Origin of the sequence: Saliphagus sp. GCM10025334 (genome assembly GCF_042663485.1) — an archaeon.
In the GTDB taxonomy this organism is placed as follows: domain Archaea; phylum Halobacteriota; class Halobacteria; order Halobacteriales; family Natrialbaceae; genus Natronosalvus.
The window spans coordinates 345,707-369,947 of sequence record NZ_JBHTAF010000003.1; the positions used below are offsets into that span (position 1 = coordinate 345,707).

Below are 24,241 nucleotides of genomic sequence, written 5' to 3' on the forward strand. Positions count from 1 at the left end.
TTGCTTGAATTCATCCACCCCCTGCTCTACACATGATGGGACCCGCTCCGAATCTAATTTTGACGGGGCACGGGTTGTGGGTGATTATTCTATTGTCTCTTTAGGGTCAATGACCTCTCCCTCCTCAGGGTACACCCCCACTTGGTCACAAAGGTCGTAGAGGGGACATGCTTCTGGTCCTTCAAAACAAGCAGGTTTGCGTGCTGTGCAATACTCCCGTCCGAATTGAATCGATGCTGTATGCCCGAATCCACACTTTTCAGGAGGAACCCCACCGCTTCGGAAATCCACTTCTTCACCGTCAATAATGTAGGTTCCGCCGTTTGAGAAGTCCTCAGTTGTTGAGTCTATCATATGTCTATTAGACTCTGATTGGAAGCCGCACTTCTCCGCCGGAACCTCCCGCTCGAGCACCTCGCGAACCCCCTCGTGGTCGGCGTCGGCCGGGGCGATTCCGAGGCGGCGGTAGATGCGGTGAACGTGCGTGTCGACGGGGAAGACGCCGTTCCGGCCGCCGGCGAACAGGAGCACGCAATCGGCCGTCTTCGGTCCGACGCCCGAGACCCCGAGCAGCGTCTGCCTGACCTCGGCGGGGTCGCTCTCGCGAACGAACGCGTCGAAAGCGGCGGCCGAGCCCCAGCGCTCGAGGACCCAGTCGGCGGCGGCCTGGATGACCTCGGACTTTTGATTGTACAGCCCGGCCGGCTGGATGGTCTCCGCGAGTTTCGAGCGTTCGGCGTCGGCGAGCGCGGCCGCGAGGTCGGTTTCCGTCTCCAGACCACCGTATCGCTCGAGCAGGGCGTCGTGGGCGGGCTGGCTCGCCACGTCGCTCGTGTTCTGGCTCAGAATCGTCCGGACGAGACACTCGAAGGCGTCCTGTCCGCCGTAGGTCTTCTGCCAGTATCGCTCCCCCAACCGGTCGACGACGAGTTCGGCCCGCGTGTCCGCGGTCGCGGGGTCGAAGGTGGCTGCCGTGCCGCCGCCGTCGGCGCCGCCGCTGATGTTCACCGCGGGTTCGGGATCGGCCTCGTCTCCCATGCTCGACGGTAGCCGCTGCGGTCACAAAACGGCGCCGGAATCGGCGGTCGATGGGCGGCGGTTCGCCGGGCGCCTCGAGTTCGTCGTCGGAGCGTCAGGTTCACAGTGCGCCAGTTCGCTGATTCGTCGACGGCTGCCCTCGAGTTTCGGAAACGATTTCGGAAAGAACGTTTTCCGCGTTAGACGCTCCGAGAGACCCGATATGAGTGTTTCGGCAGTTATCGGAAATTTCGGAAACGGCCCCCCGATGGTTATCCCGGCCGCTCTCGACCGATCGGATAGCCATGACGATAATCGCACACGATTCGACGCTCGAGTCCGGACTCACGCTGCTTCGAACGCCGTCACGACGGTCGGCCGCGGTTCACCGACTCGTCTGTGAGTATCTGGCCGACATTCGTGCGTCTCCCGAGCGAGCGGACCGCCCGGCCGAGAAATCGACGGCGGCGGAGGCCGTCCGCGGTCGAGCCTACTGGATCGACGCTGGCAACGTCGCCTCGACACACGCCCTCTACGAGTGTGCGCCGGGGTCCGGCCGAGCGCTCGAGCGACTGCGGATCGCCCGAGCGTTCACCGCCTACCAGCACCACTCGCTGGTCCGGGCGGTCGTGCGACGAGCCGACGCCGACACCCCGCTCGTGGTCGCGCCGAACGTCGCCTCGCTCTACCAGGATGGAGACCTCCGCGAGTGGGAGCGGACGGACCTGCTCGCGTCGACGCTCGCCGTCCTGGGCGAACTCGGTCGCGGACTCGAGTGCTCCGTCGTGATCACGGCGGGTGCTAACGTCCCCGGAGCGACCCTCGAGCGCCTCGAGACCGCGGCGGACTCGACCATCGAGTGTACGCGCACCCGCGAGGGGCTGCGGTTCGAGGGGGAGGGATTCGAGACGATGGGCTACTGGCACGGTCCCGTCTGGCAGACGACGATTCCTTACTGGGTCGACCTCTTCGGGGCCGTCGATCCCGAGCGGCCGTGGGAGTCCAGGGCGGGGGCGGGGACGGACCACCCGTCGATCGACCCCCTCGAGGGGGTGCTCGCCTGATGGGGCGAACCAACCCCACCTACCGCGACGCGCTCCGGCGGCTGGAGGCCGACTGGAAACCGATGCGACGCGCGTTGCGCCGAGAGCGTCAGGCCGACTTCGATCGGCTCTTCGAGCGGGCGCGGAACGTGGCCGACGCGGCGGGGTACGCGAACGCGGCGGACCCGGAACGAGCGCTGGTGCTGTCGCTACTGGTGGCCCACGAGACGGCGACCCGGCGGCTCGAGGCGCGGGTGGCGACGATCGAGTCGGCACTGGATGCGCTCGAGACAGAGGTTGACAGCGACATCGACACCGACACGGACGCCGGTTCGAGAGCCGACGCCGACACGGACGCCGAATCGAGAGCCAGCATCGGAGGAGGCGACCGGCCGTGACCTTCACCCTCGAGTTCGAGGACGACCTCGTCAGGGAGTGGATGCTCGAGGGCGAGGACGGCGATTCGGACGACGACCTTCCGGGCGCGACCTTCGAGGAACGCACCGACTACGTTCCCGCGCTGTTCGTCGACGGGCCGCTCGAGGCCCTCGAGGCCCTCCGAGACGCCCTCGCCTCGGATCCCAAAGTCTGCGAGACGACGTTCGAGGATCGGTACCCGAGCCTGCACGCTCACCACGCCGACGACCCCTCGAAGATGCTCCGCGTCGGCCTCGAGCGCGTCGACGAGGTTCGGACGCTGGCCGACGAAATTCGAGGCGTCTACGGTCGCGAACACCACGCTCCCGGGACCCTCCGCCTGTTCGACGTCGATCTCACGCCCGGCTTTCGGTACTGTCTCGACGAGAGAGTCAACCCCGCGCCGAGTCGGCCCCTCCGGACCCTCGAGATCGGGATCGACGACCGGGCGCTCGCGTCGGGCGACCTCTCGAGCCTCGAGATCGACGGCGAATCGGTGATGAGCGACCCGGCGAACGTCCTCTGGTCGCTCGGGCGGCGACTCGAGCGCCGCGATCCCGACGTGCTCGTGGTGAGCAACGGCGACCTCGTGCCGACCGTCGAGCGGGCGGCGGCCGACGCGGGCCTCGAGGGCGTCCACCTCGGTCGGCTCCCCGGCTGGACGAAGCTAGCGGGCGAGAGCACGTACGCGAGTTATGGACAGATCGGCCACTCCCCGGCGCGATACCGGGTTCCCGGCCGGGCGATCGTCGACCGATCGAACAGCTTCCTGTGGCACCAGTCGGGGCTCGCCGGGCTCGAGTACCTGGTCCAGCGGTCGCGAAAACCCCTTCAGGAAGCCGCCTGGGCCAGCATCGGAACGGTGTTGACCGCGATCCAGATCCGCGAGGCGCGGGCGTGGGGCGTTCCCGCCCCGCTCAACAAGTGGGAGCCCGAGACGTTCAAGGACGTCTCGACGCTCCACGCGGCCGATCGCGGCGGATTCACGTTCGCCCCCGAGGTCGGCCTCCACGAGGACGTCCACGAACTCGACTTCGCGTCGCTGTACCCGCGGATCATCTGCCGACACAACGTGAGTCCGGAGACCGTCGGCTGCGACGGCGCCTGCCGGGACGTCCGTCCGACCCTCGGAACCGGCCGCGAGGACGAGAAGGTGCCCGGACTCGAGTACGACGTCTGTGGGACCGACGGCTTCCTCCCGGCGGTGTTGCGCCCCCTGCTCGACCGCCGGGCGGCCTGCAAGCGCCGCCTGCGCGACGATCCGGGCGAGGACGAGGTTACTCGACTACGGGCCGAGTCCGGCGCGATCAAGTGGGTGCTCGTCTCCTGTTTCGGCTACCAGGGCTACCGCAACGCGAAGTTCGGGCGCATCGAGTGCCACGAGGCGATCAACGCCTACGCCCGCGAGATCGCCCTCCGAGCCAAGGAGCGCCTCGAGGACGCCGGCTGGCGGATCGTCCACGGCATCGTCGACAGCCTCTGGGTGACGCCACGAGTCGACGATCCCGATCCGCTCGAGGGTGTGATCGCCGAAATCAGCCGCGACGTCGGTATCGACATCGAGCACGACGGACGCTACGAGTGGGTGTGTTTCGTGCCGTTGCGGGGATCGAGCGGCGGCGAGGGCGGGAGCGGAAACGGAAGCGGAAGTGGTTCAGGAACCGCGATCGATGCTGCTGCCGGCGCTGGTGCCGCCACTGGCGCTGGCGTTGCCGCCGGCGCACTCACGAAGTACGTCGGCAAACGGACGACCGGCGAGTTCAAAGTCCGCGGCCTCGAGTGCCGCCAGCGCCACACGCCGGCGTTCGTGGCCGACTGCCAGCAGGAGTTTCTCGAGGTGCTCGACGAGACCCGCGACCCGGCCGCCGTCTGTGACTACCTCGCTCGTCGGCTGGGCGACCTCCGTCGCGGCACGATCGACCGCGACGAGCTGGTGATCGCGAAACGCGTCTCGAGACCGCTGGAGGCGTACAGCCAGGAGACGCACGTCGTGGGTGCGTTGCGTCGGTACGAACGGCACGACGTCCCCCGGCGGCCGGGGCAGACAGTCGAGTACGTCGTCGTCGACGACGGTGCGACGCGAACCGAGGAGCGCGTACGTCTCGCGTTCGAGCGTGCAGATGCACGCCCTGAGCGTACGGTATCGGACTCCGACGGGAAACAGCGAGACGGATACGACGTCGACTACTACGCGGCCCTGCTGCTCCGCGCGGCCGAGAGCGTCACCGCCGCCCTGGGATGGGATCGGTCGCGGATCCAGCGCGCCCTCGAGGACGATCGGACGGTTTCGCTGTCGGTATTTACCCGATAAGCGACGAGTAGACTGTCTCGACCGCCACATTTACCCGAGCAGATCACCTTTTCGACGCTAGCGATGGCGAGCAGGGACCAGACATCCGGCGACCGGTGCGCTCACCTGGGTCGACGAGAGACCGTCGCCGAACCGGAAGTGATGACCGGGGAGCGCGATGGGGCGGTGACGGTCGCGTCGCTGCCGACCGTGGTCGGTGACGAACGCCGACCGCGACCGCTCCTGACGAACTCGACCGACGCCGCGATCACGGACGCCGAAACCAGGCCACCAAGCGTTCATAGTGACGCGACGCGGAACGAACACGTGTGGACGATCGCGGTGAGCGATACCGGGATCGAGACGACGCTCGAGACGGGATCGACGCTCCAGTTCACGGTCCCGACCGCCGCCCACGACGAACGGAAACGGGACCACGAGAACGACGATAGACACGAGGACACTACTCATGCACTCTGACCCGATCGACATACTGCTCGTCGAGGACAACCCCGGCGACGTCCGACTCACCAAGGAAGCGTTCAAGGAGGGACGGATCGACAACACGATTCACGTCGCCCGAAACGGCGTCGACGCGCTGTCGTTCCTCTACCGGCGAGACGGCTACGAAGACGCTCCCCGTCCCGACCTGATCCTGCTCGATCTGAATCTGCCCCGGAAGAACGGCGAGGAGGTGCTCGAGGAACTCAAGGATGACCCCACGCTCAGACGCATTCCCACGGTCGTCCTGACGAGTTCCGAGGCCGAAGAGGACGTGGTCAGGTCCTACGAGAAGTACGCGAACGCCTACCTCACGAAACCGATCAACCCGGACGAGTTCATCGAGGTCGTTCGGTCGTTCGAAAGCTTCTGGCTGTCGGTCGTCAACCTGCCGCCAGCGGAGGATCAATGAGCGGGGACGCCTCCCTCGAGATTTTGCTCATCGAGGACAATCCGGGCGACGCCCGTCTCATCGAGGAGATGCTCTCGGGCGTCGAGGAGTTGAATCGTCGACTCGGATCGGACTCCTCGAACGGCGAGTCGCCGGTCGTTCACCACGAGACGCGACTCGAGGACGGCCTCGCGTACCTCGACTCCCCCGACGCCGGAGCCACGTCGTCGACCGACGGGGACGGTTCTGGGGCCACGCTGCCGACCGGCCCTGGGTCCGCGTCCGAGTCCGAATCCGAGTCTGCATCTGTATCCGCGTCGGCCACCCCGATCAACGTCGTCCTCCTCGACCTGAACCTCCCCGACAGCGCCGGACTCGAGACGCTGACGGCGGTCCTCGAGAGCGACGCGACGGTCCCGGTCATCGTCCTGACCGGACTACAAGACAGCGACGCGGGAATCGAAGCCATCTCGCGGGGTGCCCAGGAGTACCTCGTGAAAGACGAGGTAACCAGCCCGATGCTCGTTCGGACGATCGCTCACGCCATCAAGCGCCACGAGCAACTCATCGAACGCGAGCGCCGACGCGAGGAACTCGAGGCGCTCAACCGACTCAACCGGATCGGTCAGGAGATCACCCGCGACGCGATCACGACCAGCAGTCGCGAGGCGCTCGAGCAGGCAGTCTGCGATCGGCTCGCCGCCGACGACGCCTACCGGTTCGTCTGGATCGGCGACGTCAGCCCCGGCGGTCCCCAGGTCGTTCCCAGGGCGGCCGCCGGCGTCGAAGACGGCTACCTGGACGAGATCACGATCACCGACGACGACGGCGAACACGGCAGCGGACCGACCGCCCTCGCGATCGAGACAGAGGTGATTCAGGTCGTTCGAGACATCGAGCGCGACTCGTCCTACGAACCCTGGCGGGACTCGGCACGGGAGCGCTCGTTCCGATCGTCGGCGGCGATCCCGATCCTCCACGACAACGTCCGATACGGCATCCTGAACGTGTACTCGTCTCGACCACACGCGTTTACCGAGTACGAGCAGACGCTCCTCGGCCGACTCGGCGACGTCATCGGCCACGCGATCGCGGCGCTCGAGCGAAAGGACGCGCTCCTCTCGGACGCCGTCCTCGAACTCGAGTTCCGGGTCGAGGGTGCGATCGAACCACTCGTCGAGGCGACGGCCAAGGAGTCAGCCGAAGTCACGATCGAGCAGTTCATCCGATCGGGCGATCGCATTCTGGCGTACGGCTCCGCCGAGGGAATCGACCACGAGGAGCTGGGTTCGGCGATCGATCGCACGGACGACCTCGAGGAGTTTCGCGTCCTCACACCCGGGCGAAACGAGTACGACTTCGAACTCACGAAGACGGGCGACATCGAGCTATTCGAGACGGTCGCGTCCCGGGGCGGCCGCGTCAAGTCCGCCCGGATCGACGACGGGACGTTTCGCCTGGTCATCGAACTCTCCCAGCAGAGCGAGACGGCGCGCGTCATCGAGACCGTCGAGTCGATCTGTCCGGGGGCGACTTATGCCGCCCAGCGGACGGCCGATCGCTCGAGTCCGTCGATTCCCAGCCCGGGCTTACTCGAGACGAAGCTGACCGACCGACAGTACGAGGCCCTCGAGACGGCCTACCTGTCGGGCTTTTTCGAGTGGCCGCGAACGAGCACGGGCGAGGAGGTCGCCGAGCGCCTCGACATCTCGCCGGCGACGTTCACCCAGCACCTGCGAGCGGCCGAGCAGAAGTTCTTCGATTCGGTGTTTTCGGCGTCCGAGTCCGACGAGGGCGGCGAGTAGTCGACGCGTTGAACGGGCGACCCGAGACACACTCGGGACGCGCTCGAGATCCGCTCGAAACGCAATCACGCCCACACTCGAGCCCACAATCGAACCGCTTACCCCCGACCGCTGGCTACGCGCTCGTATGAGCCGGTCCAGGACGGATGGGAGGCAAAGCGACGGGAGAGAGCCAATCCTCGACGTCGACGCCGACGACCTCGAGAAATCCTACGGGGAAACCGTCGCGCTCTCGGGCGTCTCGCTGACTGTCGATCCGGGCGAGGTCGTCGGCTTCATCGGGCCCAACGGGGCCGGAAAGACGACGCTCGTCCGGGCGCTGACCGGCACGACCGACCCTGACTCGGGATCCGTGACGATCCTCGGCACTGAGCCGTCGGCGGTCGATCGAAACCGGCTGTCCGTCCTGCCACAGGACTTCTCGCCACCAGATCGACTCACCGCGCGCGAACTGCTCGCGTACTACGCCGGGTTGTACGACGACGCGCGTGACCCCGAAACCGTCCTCGAGGACGTCGGACTCGAGACCGCAGGTGACACGTGGTACGAGAACCTCTCCGGCGGCCAGCAACGGCGGGTTTGCGTCGGCGCGGCCCTGGTCAACGACCCCGACCTGCTTTTTCTCGACGAGCCGACGACCGGCATCGACCCCGCAGGTCGACGAACCGTGTGGCGCTTGCTCGAGGACCTCGCGGCGGGCGGGACGACCATCGTCCTGACGACCCACGACATGGCCGAGGCCGAGCGCCTCGCCGACCGGGTCGGCCTGCTCGCGAACGGGTCGCTCCTCGCGGAGGGAGCGCCCGCCGAACTCGTCGCCGAGCACGGCGGCTCGAGTCGTTTGAAGATCGAACTCGAGTTGGCGGGCGACGGTGGCGACGACGGCGACGAGCCCAATCGGCGGGACACCGACACAAGCACCGATCGCCAGTGCGCCGATACCGGAGCCGGTAGCGACGTCCCCGCAGCGACCACCGCCCTCGAGTCGCTGCCCTACGCCGTCGACTTGAACCCGGATGAACTCGTCGTCCGCGACCTCCCGCCGACCGACATCGGCCGCGTGGTCGAGGCACTCGAGGCCGCGGGCGTGAGCTACACCGGCCTCGAGTGGAGCGAACCGAGCCTCGAGGACGTCTACCTGGCGCTGGCGGGCGACCTCGAGAGTGGCTCGGTGAGCGCCGGAGGCGAACCGGGACGGGACGGACGAGCGCGCGACGAGGTGGCGACCGACGGTGGCGAGTGCCTCGAGGCCACCGACGAGCGCACTACCGAGGTCCTCGATCAAGGAGGTGAGCAACGATGAGCCGCCTCGGCCGCCTCCAGGCCCAGATCGACGCCGATTGGCGATCGTTCGCCCGTCGACGGACTGCCGTCTTCTTCACGTTCTTCTTCCCCGTGATCCTGATCGTCATCTTCGGCGCCCTCGTGCGAACCGATCCGACGGGCGGCGGCCTCTTCGCCGAGCCGGCGGCCTACTACGTCCCCGGCTACCTCGCCGTCGTCGTCCTCTTCACGCCGTTCTCGCGGCTCGGGAGCGAGGTCGCCCGCCACCGCGAGGGGAACCGCTTCGAGAAACTGGCGACGACCCCGCTCTCCCGCGCCGAGTGGCTGGGCTCCCAGACCGTCGTCAACGCGGCTATCATCGGTCTCGCGAGCCTGCTCATCCTCGCGCTCGTCGTCGTCCTCACGGGCGCCGAGATCGTCTACTCACCGCTGATCGTCCCGTACGTGTTCGTCGGCGTCGTCTGCTTCTGTGGCATCGGGGCGATGATCGGAAGCTACACCGACTCCCAGGACGGCGCCGTCGCCGCGAGCAACGCCCTCGGGCTTCCCCTGCTCTTTCTCTCCGAGACGTTCGTCCCGCTCGAGCAACTGCCCGGCTGGTTCGAACCGGTCGTGGCCCTCTCGCCGCTGACGTACTTCGCCCGCGGCGTCCGCGCGGTCACGTATCCGGGGGCGGCGTCGGGCACCGCGGGCGTCGCCGGGGTTGATCCCGCGCTGGGGAACCTCGCGGTCCTCGCTGCGCTCGCCGTCCTGGCGTTCGCGCTTGGGGCTCGATCGATTCCGCAGACGGACTGAACTCGGGCGCGCTCACGCCGTCTCGCCGAACCGTTCGATCGATACTGGGGTCTCTCGGCACGCATTGCGCGTTGACGGCCCAGATCGGGTCGAGTGCCGGTCGTCTCCTGCCGATCTTTCACGGGATGATACCATGATATCTCGCCGCGTAGCAAACGGGGGTGAACACCTCATGACCGAAGCGACACCACCGAATCGGAGGCCGGAAACGGAAACCGTCACGTCCGCTGACGGAACCGAGATCGCGTTTGAACGGACCGGAAGCGGACCGCCGCTCGTGCTCGTGTACGGGAACGGCGACGTTCGTGAATTCTGGGAGGAGGGCGGCGTCCGATCCGCACTCGCGGATCGCTATGCGGTCTACGCGATCGACCGACGGGGTCGCGGCGAGAGCGGCGACGCCACCGCGTACGAACTGAAACGAGAGGCCGAGGACGTGGCGGCGGTCGTCGAGTCGATCGACGAACCAGTGACGCTGCTCGGCCACTCCGGCGGCGCCCTGTACTCGCTGGAGGCCGCCCGACTGACCGACAACCTGCACGCCCTGATCCTGTACGAACCGCCGATCCAGGTCGGCGACAACGAACTCGACGTTGCTGCGGAACTCATCGAACTGAAGTCGCTGCTGGACCGCGGCGAGAACGAGCGGGTACTCGTCCTGTTCGAAAGCGAAATCGCTGGCCTCTCGCCGGATGAAGTCGAGATGCATCGTTCGACGCCCATCTGGCAGAAGATGGTCGACGCGGCCCACACGCTCCCTCGCGAATTACAGACGATCGGCGAATACGAGTTTCAGCCACCCCGGTTTGCGGACGTGACTGCGCCGACCTTGTTGCTGACCGGCGGTGAGAGCCCCTCGTTCTACGGGGATGCGACGAAGGCGGTCGACGACGCGCTCCCCAACAGTCGGATCGTGACCGTCTCTGGGGAACAACATATGGCAATGCACACCGCGCCGGATCGGTTCGTCGACGAGGTGGTTGCGTTTATCGAGGAAGCGAGCTAGCCGGTCGGCGCTTGCTCGCGACCTCGCGGGCGTGGATACGGACGAGTTCGGGCCGCCGGTTCGACCGGAGCGATATCACGGCCGCTCGCTCGACTACTCGACCGCGTCGGTCATCCGCTCGCTGAAATCCCAGCCGTAGACGACGTCTGGGTCGACGGTGATCGTCACCTCGCTTCGTTCCTCGTCGAGCAACGAGCGCGCGAGTTTCGAGTCCGCCCCGCCGAGGTACCGCTCGAGCAGCCTGCGCAGAACCGCTTTCTCGGGGTCCGGGTCGACCGTCGCCGTCCCCGACCCGCGGACGTCGGCGTCCGTGCCGGTCGCACACTGCAAGACGCCGTCGCGGTGCTGGAACCACAGCGAGAGCATCCAGAGACGGCCTACAGGCGTGTGACAGGCGAGGCGAAGCGGAATCGTCGCCTCGTCGAGATAGTCGTCGATTGCCGCCCTCGAGAGTGAGCCGCGAATCTTCATGGAGTCTCCGTCGACGAGTCGGGATAAAAAGCCGCCACCAGATGCGAGTCTTCGCTGTGGAAAAGGGCGATGCTTCCGATTGCTTCGAGTCACCCCCCTCCCCCTTCCGCTCCGAGTCAGTCTTCACCGTCCTCCTCGATCGGCGGCCAGTACCAGGCGTCGGCTCTGACGACACCGAGGAGGTGCCGGCGCCGAGTCTCCGATTCCTCGAGGGTCCGCTCGAAGTCGTCGTCCGAGACCGTGTCGATGCCGGCCTCGCGCAGGCGGCCGAGATCCGGCGGCGGCGGCGCCTCCGCAGCCGGTTCGATGAACGCCGAGTCGAGCGTCTCGAGGTAGTCGTCCGTGCTCGAGCGGGCGTGGGTGAGGATCGCCTCGTTCGGCCGGGTCTCCTCCTCGACGGCGTGGCGGAGGAGCGTGAGCGACTCGTCGAGAATCGGCACCGCCATCGCGGAGGCCCGATCCCCCTGCTCGCTGTGGTAGTAGTGCAAGATCGGGTAGGACTTGTGCTGTTCGGCCAGTTGGCTCAACTGCGTCGCGAGCGACTCGAGGGGGCGCTCGATCCCCTCGAAGGAGTCGTCGTCCCAGGCCGTTCTGACGAATTCCTCGCTGCTGTTCCCCAGTCCCGTGACGTCGCTGGCGAACGATCGCTTCGACGAGACGGCGCCCAGCACCGTGATCACGTAGGAAACGCCGAGGGTGACGAGCGCCATTCCCGTCGCCGTCGTGAACGAACTCGCGATCTCCCAGGTGCTCGAGGTCGGCGAGTAATCGCCGTTTCCGTCGGTGAACATCGTGTACGCGACGTAGTAGAAGCGTCCGGGCCAGTCGGCCGGGTTCCCGTTACGCGTGCTCACGAGGGCGACGTCGCCGGCGGCGAAGACGAACGTCCAGCCGAACCAGAGGATGCCGATCCACATGGCGAGCGAGAGGGTGAGGATCAGCGGGCCGGCCGTGCTGAGCGCTCGCGGTCGGCTCCGACCCACGGCGCGAAGTATCCGCCAGGTACCCGTCGTCAGTCGCCTCGAGAGCGGGCCGGCGCCGCCGTCGACCCAGAGCGTCGTCCAGATGATGTCGACGATTACGGCGACCAGGAGGGCGGCGCCGAGTCCGAGGTACAGCCATTGCATACCTCGTTTCACGACGCCGATACCCGTCAAAGGATCGCGTGACAATGCCCACTGTCGAACCCGCTATCCGATCGACGATTGCTCGAGGCGCCGACTCGAGTGCGCGAACCGATGTCAGCGGTCAGTCGGCGATCAACCGACGACCAGCCAACTGAACTCGTAACTGTAGACGTGGTCGAGCAACAGGTACGTGACGACGCCGAGAACGAGGCTCAGGAGCCACGACCCGGCGGCGAATCGACCGACTCGAGCGTGGGCCGTCCGGCGCAGTTCCGTGGGGGTGTGCGTCAGCCCGAGCAACAGCGCGTAGAGCACCAGCGGGACGGCGACGATCGACAGCAGAATGTGGATCGCGAGCATGAGCAGGTAGGCGGTCCGCACGAGGTCGGGCCCGACGAAGGACTTGGTCCCGCCACCGCCTACCCGAATCAGGTAGACGACGAGGAAGAGGAGGATGAGCGCGAACGCGGTCACCATCGCCAGGCGGTGTTTCTCGACCTCGCCGTTACGAATCCAGTACCAGCCAGCGGCGAGGAAGACGGTCGTCGTCGCGTTGATGAGCGCGATCGCGCTCGAGAAGACGTTCACCTGCGCGTTCGTCAGGTCGGGGTAGATGGGCAGGTCGAGCAGGAACGTCCCGAGGACGAGTCCGTAGCCGACGACCGTCAGGAGGATCGTCGCCCGGAGCGGGTTGTTCTTGATCCGCCGTTTCGCGGTCGCGGTTGCGGTGGCCATTGCCGGAGATTTGGACGCGTTTCGTATCTGTCTTGCCCTTTTCCCGCTGGCCGTCTGTCGTTGGACCTGCCTCTCGAGGCGGCTCGAGCCCGGCACCAAAATCTCCGCAGCGTCCACTCACGTTGGCGCGCGGGTTCGCGGTCGCAATTGCGCGGAGCGCCACCTTTTTGCTCGCGTACCGCCCAGGGTCGAGCACATGGTCGCACAGACGATGGATCGAGTTCCGCGTGTTTTCTAGTTACAGCCGTCTAGCCGACGCTCGAGGTGACGACCGATGCTGACGAGCACCGCCGCCGTGGCGCGAGCGGGCCTCGACGGCATCGCCGTCAAACCCGCCGAGTGTGACGTTCTGGACGCCCGAGACGTCCCCGTCGACACGGTCGCTGTCGACTACGAGGGACGAGACCACCTGCCGAGCGCCGAGGCCCTCGAGGCGCTCGCCCGAACAGCCGACGTCCGGATCACGGCCCCGGTCCGCGCCGACGGGTTCGACCCGCTGGGGGATGACTCCCTGCTCTCGACGCTGCCCGAGACCGTCGGCCGCGTCTTCGTCGCCGGCCACCCGGCCTACCTGAGTGAAACCGAGCGAAACCGGTCGGTCGCTCCGCGTCTCGGAGCCGCCCTCGAGGCCGCGCCGGACGCCTGGGTCGGCACCGAGAGCGTCGAGCGCGTCGCAATGGCGACCGGCGCGAACCAGTACGACTTGCTCTCACGGACGACCGAGCGCGAGATCCGGGCCATCTGCGCAGCGGGCTTTCCGGGCGAGATCGCCGTTTACGCGCCGACGGTTCTCACCGACGATGAGGACGCCGTCCTGGACGCCGTGGGCGCCTACGTCTCGAGGCGTCGGCCCGTCTCGCGAGCGCTTCCTGAGGGCGCACCCGTCGATGCGACGGCCAGCGGCCGGGCGCGGGAGGTGCTACTCGCCGCCGCCGACGACTACGCCCTCGTAGGAACCGAACGCGAGGTCGCCCAGCGGACGGACGCGCTCCGGGAGGCGGGCGCGACCACGGTCGTCGGCTACCCGGCCCAGGGACTCGAGTCGCTGCTCGAGTGACTATCGGCCCAAATCCACAATCGACGGTCCGACACGAGCCGACGTTTCAGCGAGAAACCACCTACAGGTAAGTGCCCCCGACGCCCACGGTGGCACATGACACTGCTCGCCGAACAGACGACCACGGACGCCGTCGACGCGCTCGAGGCCGCCGAGGTCGCCGTCCTCCCGACCGGGAGCACCGAACAGCACGGCCCAGCCCTGCCGCTGGGCATGGACCACATGGCCGCGCAGGCGTTCGCCCGAACGGCCGCCGGCCGCGAAGACGCCGTCGTGCTCCCGACGGTGCCGGTCGGCGTCTCCGTCCACCACCGCCAGTTCGACGGGACGCTTTACGTCGCCGAGGAAACCTTCGAGCGATACGTCCGCGAGACGCTCTCGAGCCTCGCCGAACACGGCGTCCGGAAGGCCGTCGTGGTCAACGGCCATGGCGGGAACTCGGCGGCGCTAAACCGGGTCGCCCGTACGCTCCGAGACCAGGAGACGGCCTTCGCGCCGCCGTGGAACTGGTGGGACGGCGTGGGCGACCTCGCCGACGACTTCTTCGACGAGAACGGCGGCCACGCCGACGCCATGGAGTCGAGCGTCCTCTGGCACGTCCGGGAGGACCTGATCCGACCGGATCGACTCGAGGACGCCGAATCGGGCGCCAGCGAGGGCTGGAGCGAGTCGGTCCACGGCGCGAACGTCGGCTTCGACACCATCGACTTCTCCGAGAGCGGTGCGGTCGGGAAACCGACCCAGGCCGACCCCGAGAAGGGCGAACGGTTGTTCGAGGCTGCCAGCGACGAACTCCACGCGCTGATCGACTGGCTGGCCGAGCGATCGCTCGAGGACTGCTGGCCCGCGGATCACGTATGAAGGGGAACGGACTCGACGCGACCGACGGCGGCGATGGGCACCCGACGGACCCCGAACTCGCCGTCGGCACCGACGCCTTCGTCGACCGCGGCGCCGGCCTCGAGGTCGCCGTCGTCGGTGCCGGCGCCGTAGGCGCGACAGCCGCCTACGACCTCGCCCGCGAGGGCGCCGACGTCACGCTCTACGAGAAGGGGCAGGTCGCCAGCGGCTCGAGCGGCCGCGCCGCCGGCGTCTGTTACAACGCGTTCGCCGACGACCTCGACGCAGAGATCGGCGCGGCGGCGATCGAGCGCTTCCGGTCGCTCTCGAGCGACGACACCTTCCCCTTCGTGGAGTGTCCGTACGTCTGGCTCGCGCGCGAGGGCGACGAGCGGCGAGCGGCACACATCCGCGAGGGGATCGAAGCGATGCAGTCTCGAGGGGTGGTGGCCCTCGAGGTCGGCGCCGACGAACTCGACGAGCGGTTTCCGCACCTGCGAACCGACGACGTCGCCGTCGCCGGCATCGCCGGGGCCGCGGGCTACACCGACCCGGCGCGGTACACGGCCTGCCTCGCCGCCGCGGCCAGCGGTGCGGGCGCGACCGTCGAGACGAACGCGCCGGTCGAGGTTCGCGTCGATCCGCCGCGTGTGGTTCGCGAGGGGACGGAGCGGGAACGCGAGTTCGACGCCGTCCTCGTCGCCGCCGGCGGACACACGAAGGCCGTCCTCGAGGCGGCGGGCCTCCCCATCGCAATGAAACCCTACCGCGTCCAGGCGATGACGGCGACCGGGGACCTCCCGGAGCCGATGTGTTACGACGCGACGGACGGCTTCTACGCCCGCCCGCATCCGGACGGACTCCTCGCAGGCAACGGCACCGAGGAACGCGAGATCGATCCCGACGACTACGAGCGAGGAGCGAACCCCGGATTCGCCGACGAGCTGTGCGAGCGCGTCGCCCACCGGTTCCCCGAGGCCGAACTGGGTGAGGCAGAGATCACCCGCGCCTGGGCCGGCGTCTGCACCGCGACGCCCGACGGGGACCCGCTCGTGGGCGAACGCCACGACGGCCTGTACGTGGCGACGGGGTTCCAGGGTCACGGCTTCATGCGCGCGCCGGCCATCGGCGCCAGAGTCGCGGACGAGATCCTCGGCGGCGAGGGAATTCCCACATTCGATCCCACCCGGTTTTCGGGAACCGAATCCTTCGACGTCGTCGAGGGAATGGCCATCGAAGACGAGCCACGGTAGTGGGTGTCCGATCACGCACTCCGTTCCAATTCGAACTCGAGGGCGGGCGGTTGGCGTCGCTCGAGACTCGATACCGATCGATTGTGCCGGAGAGAGACATTCGAGACCGAAAGCGAGAAAACGACCGCTGACAGCCCGGTTAATCGTCGACGACGACCTGCTCGGCGCCCGGCTTGAGATCCGACGGCGCCATGGCGTCGGGATTCCCCTCGAGAGCGTCGTCTTCGGCGGCCGCCGGGGCTTCCTCGGCCCCGTCGCTATCGATAGAGCCCTCCTTCGGAATCGTGATCTGCAGGGTTCCGACGTCGGTGAGCGTCGCGGTGCCGGCGTCGGGATTGACGAGCGCGTCGTCGGGCAGGGTCGTTTCGCCGTCGAGGGTCATCCCGCGACCGGGAAAGCGCATCTCGAAGCCGTCGTGGTAGGATCGATAGCGCTCGACTCGTACCTTGACGGTGCCGTCGATGTACCGGACCTGCAGGTCCCCGGGTTCGGCGCCGGCGGCGTCGAAGACGACGAGATACGACTCCTCGCTCTCGAGGACGTCGACGGGTAGTGAACGGTGCTCCTGGACGTGGCTGCGTGCGCGACCGACCTGTCGGTAAAGCGTGTCGCCGACGGTTTCGCGCAGCGATCTGAGACTCACTTGTTGTCACCTCGCGGGGAGTGGGATGGGCGGCCTGTACTGGTGGGAGGGCTCCCCTGTATACCGATACCATGTCCACCTTGTTATTCTTTTTGGATCTTCTAAATAAACGTCAGACGCTGTTCGACGCGTTGACGTGACCAGCGACTCCGAGAGGAATTATACTTCGATCTCCTCGAGACAGTCGGTTCCTCCACAGACCGGACACGAGAGGTCGCTCACGCCGTGGTCCTCCGGGACGTCGTAGGTGTAATGATTCTCGAACATGTCGAGGAAGCAGTCCTCGTCCGTGCACGCGATCTCCTTCGTCGGTGGCATACGCCACGGTAACGCGGGCAGCGGTATCAAAGCACGGTTCGCGGCACCGAAGGCGAGCGGGGGACAGCGACGTGGCGGGACGATTACGGTCATCGAGACGATAACGGATACGAGGGCGATCACGAACGCAGAAGCGATCACGGTCGCCGCAGCCGAACGCGACTCACGGACAGTCACGGTTTTACGCCTCGGGGCGCTACCTCGAGTCATGACCGACCCCGAAACGCTCGCGGTGACCATCGTCGACGGCTACGTCGACGAACCGGCTCACTTCGGGGTCCCGCCGTACGTGTCGACGTACCCGCGCTACACGGCCGGGGCGCTCGTCGACGCCGGCGTTCCGCCCGAGCGAATTACCTACCACACGATCGACGGCCTGCGCGAGGTTCCCGACCGCTGGCGGGACGTCGACGAGGCCGACCTGCTGATCTACCTCGGTGGGATGACCGTCCCCGGTAAGTACGTCGGGGGAACGCCCGCCGAACCGGACGAGGTCCGGAAACTGGCCTGGACGGCCGGTGGCACGAGCCTGATGGGCGGCCCCGTCAAGTTCGGTGTCGGCGACGCCAACGAGGGGGCGACCGAGACCGAGCGCCAGGACCTGGACTTCGACTTCGTGGCCAAAGGCGACGTCGAGGCCGCCGTCTACGACCTCCTCGAGAGCGGTCTCGAGGGCTTCAACAACCGGATGCGCGACGTCGCCGAGGTCACGCGGTGGGCCCGGAAAGGTGCGTTCATCGTCGAACAGCACCCGAACCATCCGGACTACCTCATCTGCGAACTCGAGACCTCGCGGGGGTGTGCCTACCGGTGTTCGTTCTGCACGGAACCGCTGTACGGCAACCCCTCGTTCCGGCCACCCGAGTCCGTTATCGACGAGGTCGACGCCCTTTCGGCCCACGGCGTGAAGCACTTCCGACTCGGCCGCCAGGCCGACATCCTCGCCTACGGCGGCGACGGAGAGGCCCCGAACCCCGACGCCCTCCGGGAACTCTACGGCGGCATCCGTGAGGTGGCCCCCGACATCGAGACGCTCCACCTCGACAACATGAATCCGATCACCATCGCGAACTGGCCCGAGGCCTCGCGAGAGGGGATCCGGATCATCGCCGAACACAACACGCCCGGCGACACGGCCGCGTTCGGCCTCGAATCCGCGGACCCGGTGGTCCAGGAAGCGAACAACCTCAACGTCTCCGCCGAGGAGTGTCTCGAGGCGGTTCGCGTCGTCAACGAGGAAGGCGGCTGGCGACCCGGCGAACAGCCGAGGAGCGGCCCCTCGCTGCCGGCCGACCTCGACGCGAAGCCGCCCCGCCTTCCGAAACTCCTCCCCGGCATCAACCTGCTCCACGGCCTGCTCGAGGAACGCGAGGAGACCTACGACCACAACCTCGAGTTTCTCAGGCAGGTCTACGACGAGGGGCTGATGCTCCGGCGAGTGAACATCAGGCAGGTGATGGCCTTCGACGGTACCGAGATGTCAGACACCGGAGCCACCATCGCCAGGGAGCACAAGAAGCTGTTCAAGCGGTACAAGCGCGAGGTCCGCGAGACCGTCGACAACCCGATGCTCGAGCGCGTCGCACCGGCCGGCACCGTGCTGTCGGACGTCCACCTCGAGTACCACCAGGACGGCCACACGTTCGGCCGCCAGCTGGGGACCTATCCCCTGCTGGTCGGGATTCCCGGCGAGCGCCCGCTGGGATCGACGATCGACGTGGCTGTCGTCGATCACGGCTACCGATCCGTCACGGGCGTCCCGTACCCGCTCGACCTCAACGCGGCGTCGATGGACGAACTGACGGCGATCCCCGGCGTCGGCGACCGCACTGCGGGCGACATCATCGTCGATCGACCCCACGAATCGATGCCCGACCTCGAGTCGACGGTCGACGTCTCGGTGTTCGCGACGCTCTCTCAGCCCTCCGCGGTGGACTGACGGCCAGCCCGAATCGGGGGCATTTCGGGCCGATCGAGTCCGTAATTGGGCGATATCGGTCGGTAGTACTATTACACATGCGATGCAGACTGAAATCGAGGGTCTACCTGTGGAAATATCTGAAAAACTCCTGTGTCTGTTTAGCACAGAAGTGTCGGAAGAGGACGACCGTTACGTCATCGAAATACCGCGTCAGGAGATCGATACGGGGGACGTCGAACCCGGGGAGGTGCTCCGTGTTGCGCTCATCTCGCGTGAACGCGCGGCCTCGAGCGTCGATACTGACGCTGGAACTGCGAGCGCCAGCGGGACCGGAACTGGGACCGGGACCGGCGCCGACGGCTCGGGGACGGCGTCGTCACGGACGACCTCGCCGTCGGAACCGCAGCCGCCGGTCGACGTCGGCGAAACCCGCTACGTCGAGATCGAAGACATCGGCAAACAGGGCGACGGGATCGCTCGCGTCGAACGCGGGTACGTCATCATCGTCCCCGGTGCAGACGTTGGTGACCGCGTGAAGATCGAGGTCAGCGAAGTCAAGTCGAATTTCGCCGTCGGCGAGATTATCGAGGAGACCTTCTGACCGCTTTTGTCGAGATCCCGTCCCGTCCCAGGTTTCGGTGGTTACCAGCCATCAGCTATCAGCTATCGACGAGAATCGACGAGCGTCTACTAACGTCGACGAACGAGTTACAGCAACTGCCGCTAGCGCATCGTACCCGGCATTGAGCGGTACCCGTCCTTTCGTGGGGCCGCTCAGTCGTCCTCGAGTCGGCTCCCATCCGGTCGTTTCGCTCCCTCCGAGTCGTGGACGACGACCGCCTCGTCGCCGCTTGCGGCCGCGGGCGAGTAGTTCTCGACGACCGCGATCGCCTCCTCGAGTTCGCGAACGGCCCGAGTTTTCAGCGCGCGAGCGAGGTCTTCGGCCTCGCCCCTCGAAATATCGCGGCCAAGCCCCTCGCACTCGTACGCACGGACGATCCCGGCCTCGTCGACGGCGTCGCCCATCGGCTGGCTGGTTCCCGCGAGTGCAACGCTGAACGGGTAGGTTCGACAGATCAGCGGGCGATCATCGTGGGCGGTACAGGCGCCGACGCCGTCGTCTTCGGTGTAGAACGTGCAGTCTCCGCAGTCGTCGGTCTGGAGCGCCCACTCGAAGGTCTCGCCCTCGAGTCCGTCCGGCCCCTCGGTCAGGCCGTAGGGCATCGGTCGGGCGACGTCGCGCCAGTCGTAGCTGCTGTCGTCGCCGTCACCGTCGCTCGACGCATCTCGAGAGGTGTCGTTCGATTCACCGAGTTCGCGCACTTCGTTGGGAAACACCGTCGCGGTATGCTCGTCCTCCCCGTGTCCTCGACAACACGCGCCACAGCGAGTACACTCGAAGCCGATGGACTCGATGGCCGTCGCCAGGTCGTCGACCGACAGCGCACGGGCGCGCTCGAGTTCGTCCTCGAGTGACGTCGACGGTGATTCGCTGCTCACGGATACGTGTCGTCGGTGGCGCCAGCGGGGGATAAGTCACTCGTCACGGACGCGCCCGCTTCGTGCCCCTCCTCCACCAGCCTCGCTCGCCACACCGGCCCGCATCCCGTCCCAGGTCACCGCCCCCTCGACAGCGAGTTTCTCGAGGTGGGCCTCGACCGTCGCACCAGCGAGGTCCCGGACGCCGTCGAGCGGTTTGTCGTACGCCGCCTCGAGAATCGCGTCGATAGTCCGGGCGCCCTCGTCCACGGCCGCGAGGACGCGCCGCTCGCGCTGTTTCCGGTGCTCGAGGAGGTCAGCGAGCCGTTCGCGCGGGTTCGGTACGGGTGGGCCGTGTCCTGGATAGAGTCGCGATGGGGCTCGAGCGTAGAGCCGTCGAAGCGTACTCAGATACGCGCGCATGTCGCCCTCGGGGGCGCCGACGGCGACGCTTCCCTCGGCGACGGCGCAGTCGCCGACTATTATCGCACCCGTTTTCGGCACGACGAACGCGAGATGGTCCGGAGCGTGGCCGGGGGCGTCGAGAACCTCGAGGGAGCCGCCACCGAACGCGAGAACGTCCCCCGAGGAGAGTGTCGCGTCCGCTCGAACGCCCGTGGCGGCTTCGAATCGAGAGTCTCGTCCGTAGCGCGCCCAGACCGTCGCCCCGAGGTCCGCGGCGTACGACGAGACGGCGCCGACGTGGTCGGGGTGAGTGTGGGTGACCACGACGTGGCCGACCCCACGCTCGCGAACGATTCGGTCGAGGTCGGGCGTTCGACCGGCCGGATCGACGAGGATAGCCGGGTCTTCGCCGACGACGTAGGCGTTCGTGTGGCCGCCGGGTGCCCGCGTCGAGACCGGGATCTGGTGGCGCGTGATCGTCATCGAATCACGGTTGGCACTCGGAGGTGCTGAAAATGGCGGTGTCGGCGAGCGACACCGGGAGTATGGCAGGGTGGAGTTCGCAGTCGGTACGTGAGTGGGGTTCGCGATCAGTGCTGGAGGTAGTAGACCTGCTTGCGCGCGTCGCGGAAACTGTACCGCGAGTCCACCAGGTCGACTTCCTCGAGGCGGTTGAGCGCGTACCGGACGGTCCGGTCGGGCAGGAGCGATTCCTCGGCGAGTTGTCCCTGCGAGAGCGGGGAATCGGATTCGAGGACCTTCGCGACGAGTTTCGCACTCGGTGGCAGATCGCGGAGGCGGTCGCGGTATTCGGCCTCGGAGAGAACCTCCTCGGCGGCTACGGCATGGTCGTCAGCGGTACTCATGCTCATACTACACACGATCCGAGACGTACTGGTAAACCTTCCCTATATGGGGATACGAACAATTGAGATTATAATAGGTGTTTAAGGCACATACCTATCCGGCGTCAGAGGACCTTTTTCGCGGCGCCTCGAGACGAGTGTATGGACTCTATCCCAGCGGCGTTCGCGGACCTCTTCGAACGAAAAACCGTCGCTCACCTCGCGACCGTCATGTCCGACGGTACGCCACAGGTGACGCCGGTCTGGATCGACCGTGACGAAGACGGGTACGTCCTCGTGAACACGGCCCGAAACCGTCAGAAAGAGCGAAACGTTCGCCAGAACGAGAAGGTCGGCGTCTCGATTCCCGATCCCGAGGACCCGTACCGGTACCTCTCGATTCGCGGGGAAGTCGAGGAAGTCACGGCCGAGGGGGCAGTCGAACACATCGACGAGTTGACCCGACGGTACTTCGAGCGCGAGGAATACCCGCACCACGGCGACGAAGTGGGTGAACGCGTTATTCTACGGATTCGACCCGATCGCGTGGTCACGAACGGTGACTGACCCGAGACGCGCTCGAGTCGTCCACTGCAATTTTAGAATCGTCCTGGTTCCCGGTAGGTGCCGATCGCGCCGTGACAGTTGGGACAGTGGACGATCAGGAGGTCGCCGGTTTCGTGACGGACGAGCGCCGACGTTTCGACCGTTCGATTGCAGTACGGACAGGTAGGCATACTATGCAGTACGGTACCACGGCACAAAACTCGTTCTGTCGAACTGACTCCAGTATCGTTTTATCCTCCGGCCCGTGTAGGTTCGCTCAGTGTGAAAGGACAGGAATGGTACCAGGCCGACGACGTCGCCCAGGAGTACGACGAGAAGCGATTCTCCCGCGGCGGGCAGCTAATCGACCGCCGGGAGAAAGCCGCAGTCCTCGACGCGCTCGGTCCGCTCGAGGATCAAGACGTACTCGAGATCGCCTGTGGTACCGGGCGATTCACGGTGATGCTGGCCCAGGAGGGGGCAAACGTCGTCGGGCTCGACATCTCCGCAGCGATGTTACAGCAGGGACGCCGAAAAGCGAAAGTCGCCGGCGTCTCGGGAACGCTCGAGTTTCTCCGCGGTGACGCGGGCCGGCTGCCGTTCCCGGACGACCACTTCGATACCGTCGTCGCGATGCGCTTTTTCCACCTCGCGGACGATCCGGCGGCGTTTCTGAGCGAGATGAAACGCGTCTCGCGCGAGCGAATCGTCTTCGACACGTTCAACCGATTCAGCACGCGAAGCGTCTACAACTGGGCGCTACCGATGGGATCGCGGCTGTACTCGAAGAGTGAAGTGAGCGTCTTGCTGGCGAAAAACGGTCTCGAACTGGTCGACGTCGAGGACGACTTCCTCGTTCCCTACGGACTCTATCGGGCGATTCCGAACGCGTTCGCGTCACCGATCCGAGCGATCGACCGGGCGGTCGGTCGACTCCCGCTGAGCGACCACCTGATGTCGGTCTCGTACTGGAACGTCAGGCTCTGAGACGGCGCTCTCGCGTCGTGTCGGCAGAACTGACTGTATCGACGCGAACCCGGTCTATTTTTAGTATCGGTGTCGTTTACACGTTCGTATGGACGCGACGCTCTCGGTGGTCGTCTCGACGCTGAACGACCGGGAGCGGTTGCTCTCGTGCCTAGACGCCCTCGACGACCGGCTCCCGGCCTCGAGCGAAGTGATCGTCGTCAACGGGCCGTCCTCGGACGGGACGACGGGGGCCGTCCGCGAGCGCGACGACGTCGACGTGCTCGTCGAAATTTCGGATCGCGCCCTCAATGTCTCTCGGAACGCGGGCCTCGAGGCGGCGACCGGCGACGTGGTCGTCTTCCTCACCGGCGAGTACGTCGTCGAACCCGGATGGTACGACGCCCTCGAGACGGCCATCACCGGTCACGCGGAGGTCGTTACAGGCCCGATCCGAGGTCAAACGGACCGCGGTCCGCGAGGGACCGACTCGACGTCGATCGTCGGCCGATCGGTCACCCTCTTCGAGGGCGCCAACGTCGCGTTCGATCGGACGGTGCTCGAGGACCTTGATGGGTTCGACGAGTACGTGCCGACCGCGGGCGCCCAGGACTGCTCACATCGACTCGCCGGACTGGGCTTCGACGTGACCTGGCTCCCCGAGATGGCGGTCCGAAACGAGGTCGGAACCGACGGCGGCACGCCCGACCGGGACTGGGGTGACCGGTACCAGTCGCTCGGCTACCGACTGACCAAGAACTACGGGCCCAGGCCGACCGCGCTCGGTCGCCTCGTCTGTCGGGCGATCGCCGACGCCGCGAGCGGCGCTCGCGCCATCTTTTCGGGCGAGGGGACGCCGACGAACTGGCTCGGGAACGGAGTTGACGTACTCCAGGGATCGGCTCGCGGCCTCGTCGATGGGTTTCGAGCCCGCTACGACGATCGGACCCCGAGACGGAACCCGAACGGGGTCTCGACGCGCCACGATCGAGCCGTCCGCGTCTACGACCGTCGATCCACCGACGGCGAGAATCCGGACGCCGCTCCGGAGTGACCGAGACGGGCGAGTACTTCGCGTACAGAGTG

The 24,241-nt window shown here is 66.7% G+C and carries 27 protein-coding genes; 17 read left to right on the forward strand and 10 right to left on the reverse strand.

Annotated features, from left to right (window positions below):
* Positions 1-84: 84 nt before the first annotated feature.
* Complete coding sequence (locus tag ACFQO4_RS13940) at positions 85-1,038, reverse strand: endonuclease III domain-containing protein (protein WP_500261488.1); 954 nt, start codon at positions 1,036-1,038, stop codon at positions 85-87.
* A gap of 284 nt (positions 1,039-1,322) precedes the next feature.
* Between ACFQO4_RS13940 and ACFQO4_RS13945 the strand changes: the two genes are divergently transcribed.
* The 9 genes from ACFQO4_RS13945 (at position 1,323) to ACFQO4_RS13985 (ending at position 10,549) form a co-directional block, all read left to right on the forward strand.
* Entirely contained in the window at positions 1,323-2,081 is a 759-nt protein-coding gene (locus ACFQO4_RS13945; RefSeq protein ID WP_500261489.1) for a hypothetical protein, read from the forward strand.
* The gene (locus ACFQO4_RS13950) at positions 2,081-2,458 is read left to right on the forward strand and encodes a DUF8156 family protein (RefSeq protein ID WP_500261490.1); all 378 of its coding nucleotides are present in this window, start codon (positions 2,081-2,083) and stop codon (positions 2,456-2,458) included. The genes ACFQO4_RS13945 and ACFQO4_RS13950 overlap by 1 nt, the downstream gene beginning before the upstream one ends.
* A complete protein-coding gene (locus ACFQO4_RS13955) occupies positions 2,455-4,788 on the forward strand; it encodes a DNA polymerase domain-containing protein (RefSeq protein WP_500261491.1) in 2,334 nt (777 codons plus the stop codon). Before ACFQO4_RS13950 ends, ACFQO4_RS13955 begins: the two co-directional genes overlap by 4 nt.
* Positions 4,789-4,851: 63 nt before the next feature.
* Entirely contained in the window at positions 4,852-5,247 is a 396-nt protein-coding gene (locus tag ACFQO4_RS13960; RefSeq protein ID WP_500261492.1) for a hypothetical protein, read from the forward strand.
* Positions 5,237-5,680 (forward strand): response regulator, encoded by a 444-nt coding sequence (locus tag ACFQO4_RS13965; protein ID WP_312909190.1) that lies wholly within the window; start codon positions 5,237-5,239, stop codon positions 5,678-5,680. Before ACFQO4_RS13960 ends, ACFQO4_RS13965 begins: the two co-directional genes overlap by 11 nt.
* Positions 5,677-7,464: a bacterio-opsin activator domain-containing protein gene (locus tag ACFQO4_RS13970; protein WP_500261493.1), complete on the forward strand. Its 1,788-nt coding sequence runs from the start codon at positions 5,677-5,679 to the stop codon at positions 7,462-7,464. The genes ACFQO4_RS13965 and ACFQO4_RS13970 overlap by 4 nt, the downstream gene beginning before the upstream one ends.
* Positions 7,465-7,591: 127 nt before the next feature.
* Positions 7,592-8,767: an ABC transporter ATP-binding protein gene (locus tag ACFQO4_RS13975; RefSeq protein ID WP_500261494.1), complete on the forward strand. Its 1,176-nt coding sequence runs from the start codon at positions 7,592-7,594 to the stop codon at positions 8,765-8,767.
* Positions 8,764-9,543 (forward strand): ABC transporter permease, encoded by a 780-nt coding sequence (locus ACFQO4_RS13980; RefSeq protein ID WP_500261495.1) that lies wholly within the window; start codon positions 8,764-8,766, stop codon positions 9,541-9,543. Before ACFQO4_RS13975 ends, ACFQO4_RS13980 begins: the two co-directional genes overlap by 4 nt.
* Positions 9,544-9,715: 172 nt before the next feature.
* Positions 9,716-10,549: an alpha/beta fold hydrolase gene (locus ACFQO4_RS13985; protein WP_500261496.1), complete on the forward strand. Its 834-nt coding sequence runs from the start codon at positions 9,716-9,718 to the stop codon at positions 10,547-10,549.
* A 93-nt stretch (positions 10,550-10,642) separates the two neighbouring features.
* Here the strand turns inward: ACFQO4_RS13985 and ACFQO4_RS13990 are convergent, their stop codons facing one another.
* The 3 genes from ACFQO4_RS13990 to ACFQO4_RS14000 form a co-directional block, all read right to left on the reverse strand.
* Positions 10,643-11,020: a pyridoxamine 5'-phosphate oxidase family protein gene (locus tag ACFQO4_RS13990; protein WP_500261497.1), complete on the reverse strand. Its 378-nt coding sequence runs from the start codon at positions 11,018-11,020 to the stop codon at positions 10,643-10,645.
* A 116-nt stretch (positions 11,021-11,136) separates the two neighbouring features.
* A complete protein-coding gene (locus ACFQO4_RS13995) occupies positions 11,137-12,147 on the reverse strand; it encodes a potassium channel family protein (RefSeq protein ID WP_500261498.1) in 1,011 nt (336 codons plus the stop codon).
* 132 nt (positions 12,148-12,279) lie between these two features.
* Positions 12,280-12,882, reverse strand: coding sequence for a DUF420 domain-containing protein (locus tag ACFQO4_RS14000; RefSeq protein ID WP_500261499.1), 603 nt, complete (start codon positions 12,880-12,882; stop codon positions 12,280-12,282).
* A gap of 274 nt (positions 12,883-13,156) precedes the next feature.
* Here ACFQO4_RS14000 and ACFQO4_RS14005 point away from each other — a divergent pair, with 274 nt between their 5' ends.
* From ACFQO4_RS14005 to ACFQO4_RS14015, 3 genes are all read left to right on the forward strand, one after another.
* The gene (locus ACFQO4_RS14005) at positions 13,157-13,939 is read left to right on the forward strand and encodes a DUF7388 family protein (RefSeq protein ID WP_500261500.1); all 783 of its coding nucleotides are present in this window, start codon (positions 13,157-13,159) and stop codon (positions 13,937-13,939) included.
* Between the two features lie 96 nt (positions 13,940-14,035).
* Positions 14,036-14,800 carry a creatininase family protein gene (locus tag ACFQO4_RS14010; RefSeq protein ID WP_500261501.1) on the forward strand — a complete coding sequence of 255 codons (765 nt, stop codon included), beginning with the start codon at positions 14,036-14,038 and terminating at the stop codon, positions 14,798-14,800.
* Positions 14,797-16,032 (forward strand): NAD(P)/FAD-dependent oxidoreductase, encoded by a 1,236-nt coding sequence (locus tag ACFQO4_RS14015; protein ID WP_500261502.1) that lies wholly within the window; start codon positions 14,797-14,799, stop codon positions 16,030-16,032. Before ACFQO4_RS14010 ends, ACFQO4_RS14015 begins: the two co-directional genes overlap by 4 nt.
* A 139-nt stretch (positions 16,033-16,171) precedes the next feature.
* Here ACFQO4_RS14015 and ACFQO4_RS14020 read toward each other — a convergent pair whose 3' ends face one another.
* Positions 16,172-16,675, reverse strand: coding sequence for an Hsp20/alpha crystallin family protein (locus ACFQO4_RS14020; protein ID WP_500261503.1), 504 nt, complete (start codon positions 16,673-16,675; stop codon positions 16,172-16,174).
* A gap of 159 nt (positions 16,676-16,834) precedes the next feature.
* On the reverse strand, positions 16,835-16,993 hold the full coding sequence (locus ACFQO4_RS14025) for a DUF7559 family protein (RefSeq protein WP_253437289.1): 159 nt from the start codon (positions 16,991-16,993) through the stop codon (positions 16,835-16,837).
* A gap of 208 nt (positions 16,994-17,201) precedes the next feature.
* Between ACFQO4_RS14025 and ACFQO4_RS14030 the strand changes: the two genes are divergently transcribed.
* Positions 17,202-18,932: a radical SAM protein gene (locus ACFQO4_RS14030; RefSeq protein ID WP_500261504.1), complete on the forward strand. Its 1,731-nt coding sequence runs from the start codon at positions 17,202-17,204 to the stop codon at positions 18,930-18,932.
* Between the two features lie 109 nt (positions 18,933-19,041).
* Positions 19,042-19,515 carry a TRAM domain-containing protein gene (locus ACFQO4_RS14035; protein WP_500261505.1) on the forward strand — a complete coding sequence of 158 codons (474 nt, stop codon included), beginning with the start codon at positions 19,042-19,044 and terminating at the stop codon, positions 19,513-19,515.
* 173 nt (positions 19,516-19,688) lie between these two features.
* Here the strand turns inward: ACFQO4_RS14035 and ACFQO4_RS14040 are convergent, their stop codons facing one another.
* From ACFQO4_RS14040 to ACFQO4_RS14050, 3 genes are all read right to left on the reverse strand, one after another.
* Positions 19,689-20,414 carry a YkgJ family cysteine cluster protein gene (locus ACFQO4_RS14040; protein ID WP_500261506.1) on the reverse strand — a complete coding sequence of 242 codons (726 nt, stop codon included), beginning with the start codon at positions 20,412-20,414 and terminating at the stop codon, positions 19,689-19,691.
* A 36-nt stretch (positions 20,415-20,450) separates the two neighbouring features.
* Positions 20,451-21,281 (reverse strand): MBL fold metallo-hydrolase, encoded by an 831-nt coding sequence (locus ACFQO4_RS14045; protein WP_500261507.1) that lies wholly within the window; start codon positions 21,279-21,281, stop codon positions 20,451-20,453.
* A 107-nt stretch (positions 21,282-21,388) separates the two neighbouring features.
* Positions 21,389-21,670 (reverse strand): MarR family transcriptional regulator, encoded by a 282-nt coding sequence (locus ACFQO4_RS14050; RefSeq protein WP_312909205.1) that lies wholly within the window; start codon positions 21,668-21,670, stop codon positions 21,389-21,391.
* Positions 21,671-21,805: 135 nt separating this feature from the next.
* Here ACFQO4_RS14050 and ACFQO4_RS14055 point away from each other — a divergent pair, with 135 nt between their 5' ends.
* Positions 21,806-22,210: a PPOX class F420-dependent oxidoreductase gene (locus ACFQO4_RS14055; RefSeq protein ID WP_500261508.1), complete on the forward strand. Its 405-nt coding sequence runs from the start codon at positions 21,806-21,808 to the stop codon at positions 22,208-22,210.
* 32 nt (positions 22,211-22,242) lie between these two features.
* On the opposite strand, the gene ACFQO4_RS14060 is transcribed toward ACFQO4_RS14055, so the two are convergent.
* Positions 22,243-22,380, reverse strand: a complete 138-nt coding sequence (locus ACFQO4_RS14060; RefSeq protein WP_500261509.1) for a hypothetical protein — start codon at positions 22,378-22,380, stop codon at positions 22,243-22,245.
* A 91-nt stretch (positions 22,381-22,471) separates the two neighbouring features.
* Between ACFQO4_RS14060 and ACFQO4_RS14065 the strand changes: the two genes are divergently transcribed.
* Entirely contained in the window at positions 22,472-23,176 is a 705-nt protein-coding gene (locus ACFQO4_RS14065) for a class I SAM-dependent methyltransferase (RefSeq protein WP_500261510.1), read from the forward strand.
* Between the two features lie 88 nt (positions 23,177-23,264).
* Complete coding sequence (locus ACFQO4_RS14070; RefSeq protein ID WP_500261511.1) at positions 23,265-24,209, forward strand: glycosyltransferase family 2 protein; 945 nt, start codon at positions 23,265-23,267, stop codon at positions 24,207-24,209.
* Positions 24,210-24,241 lie beyond the last annotated feature (32 nt).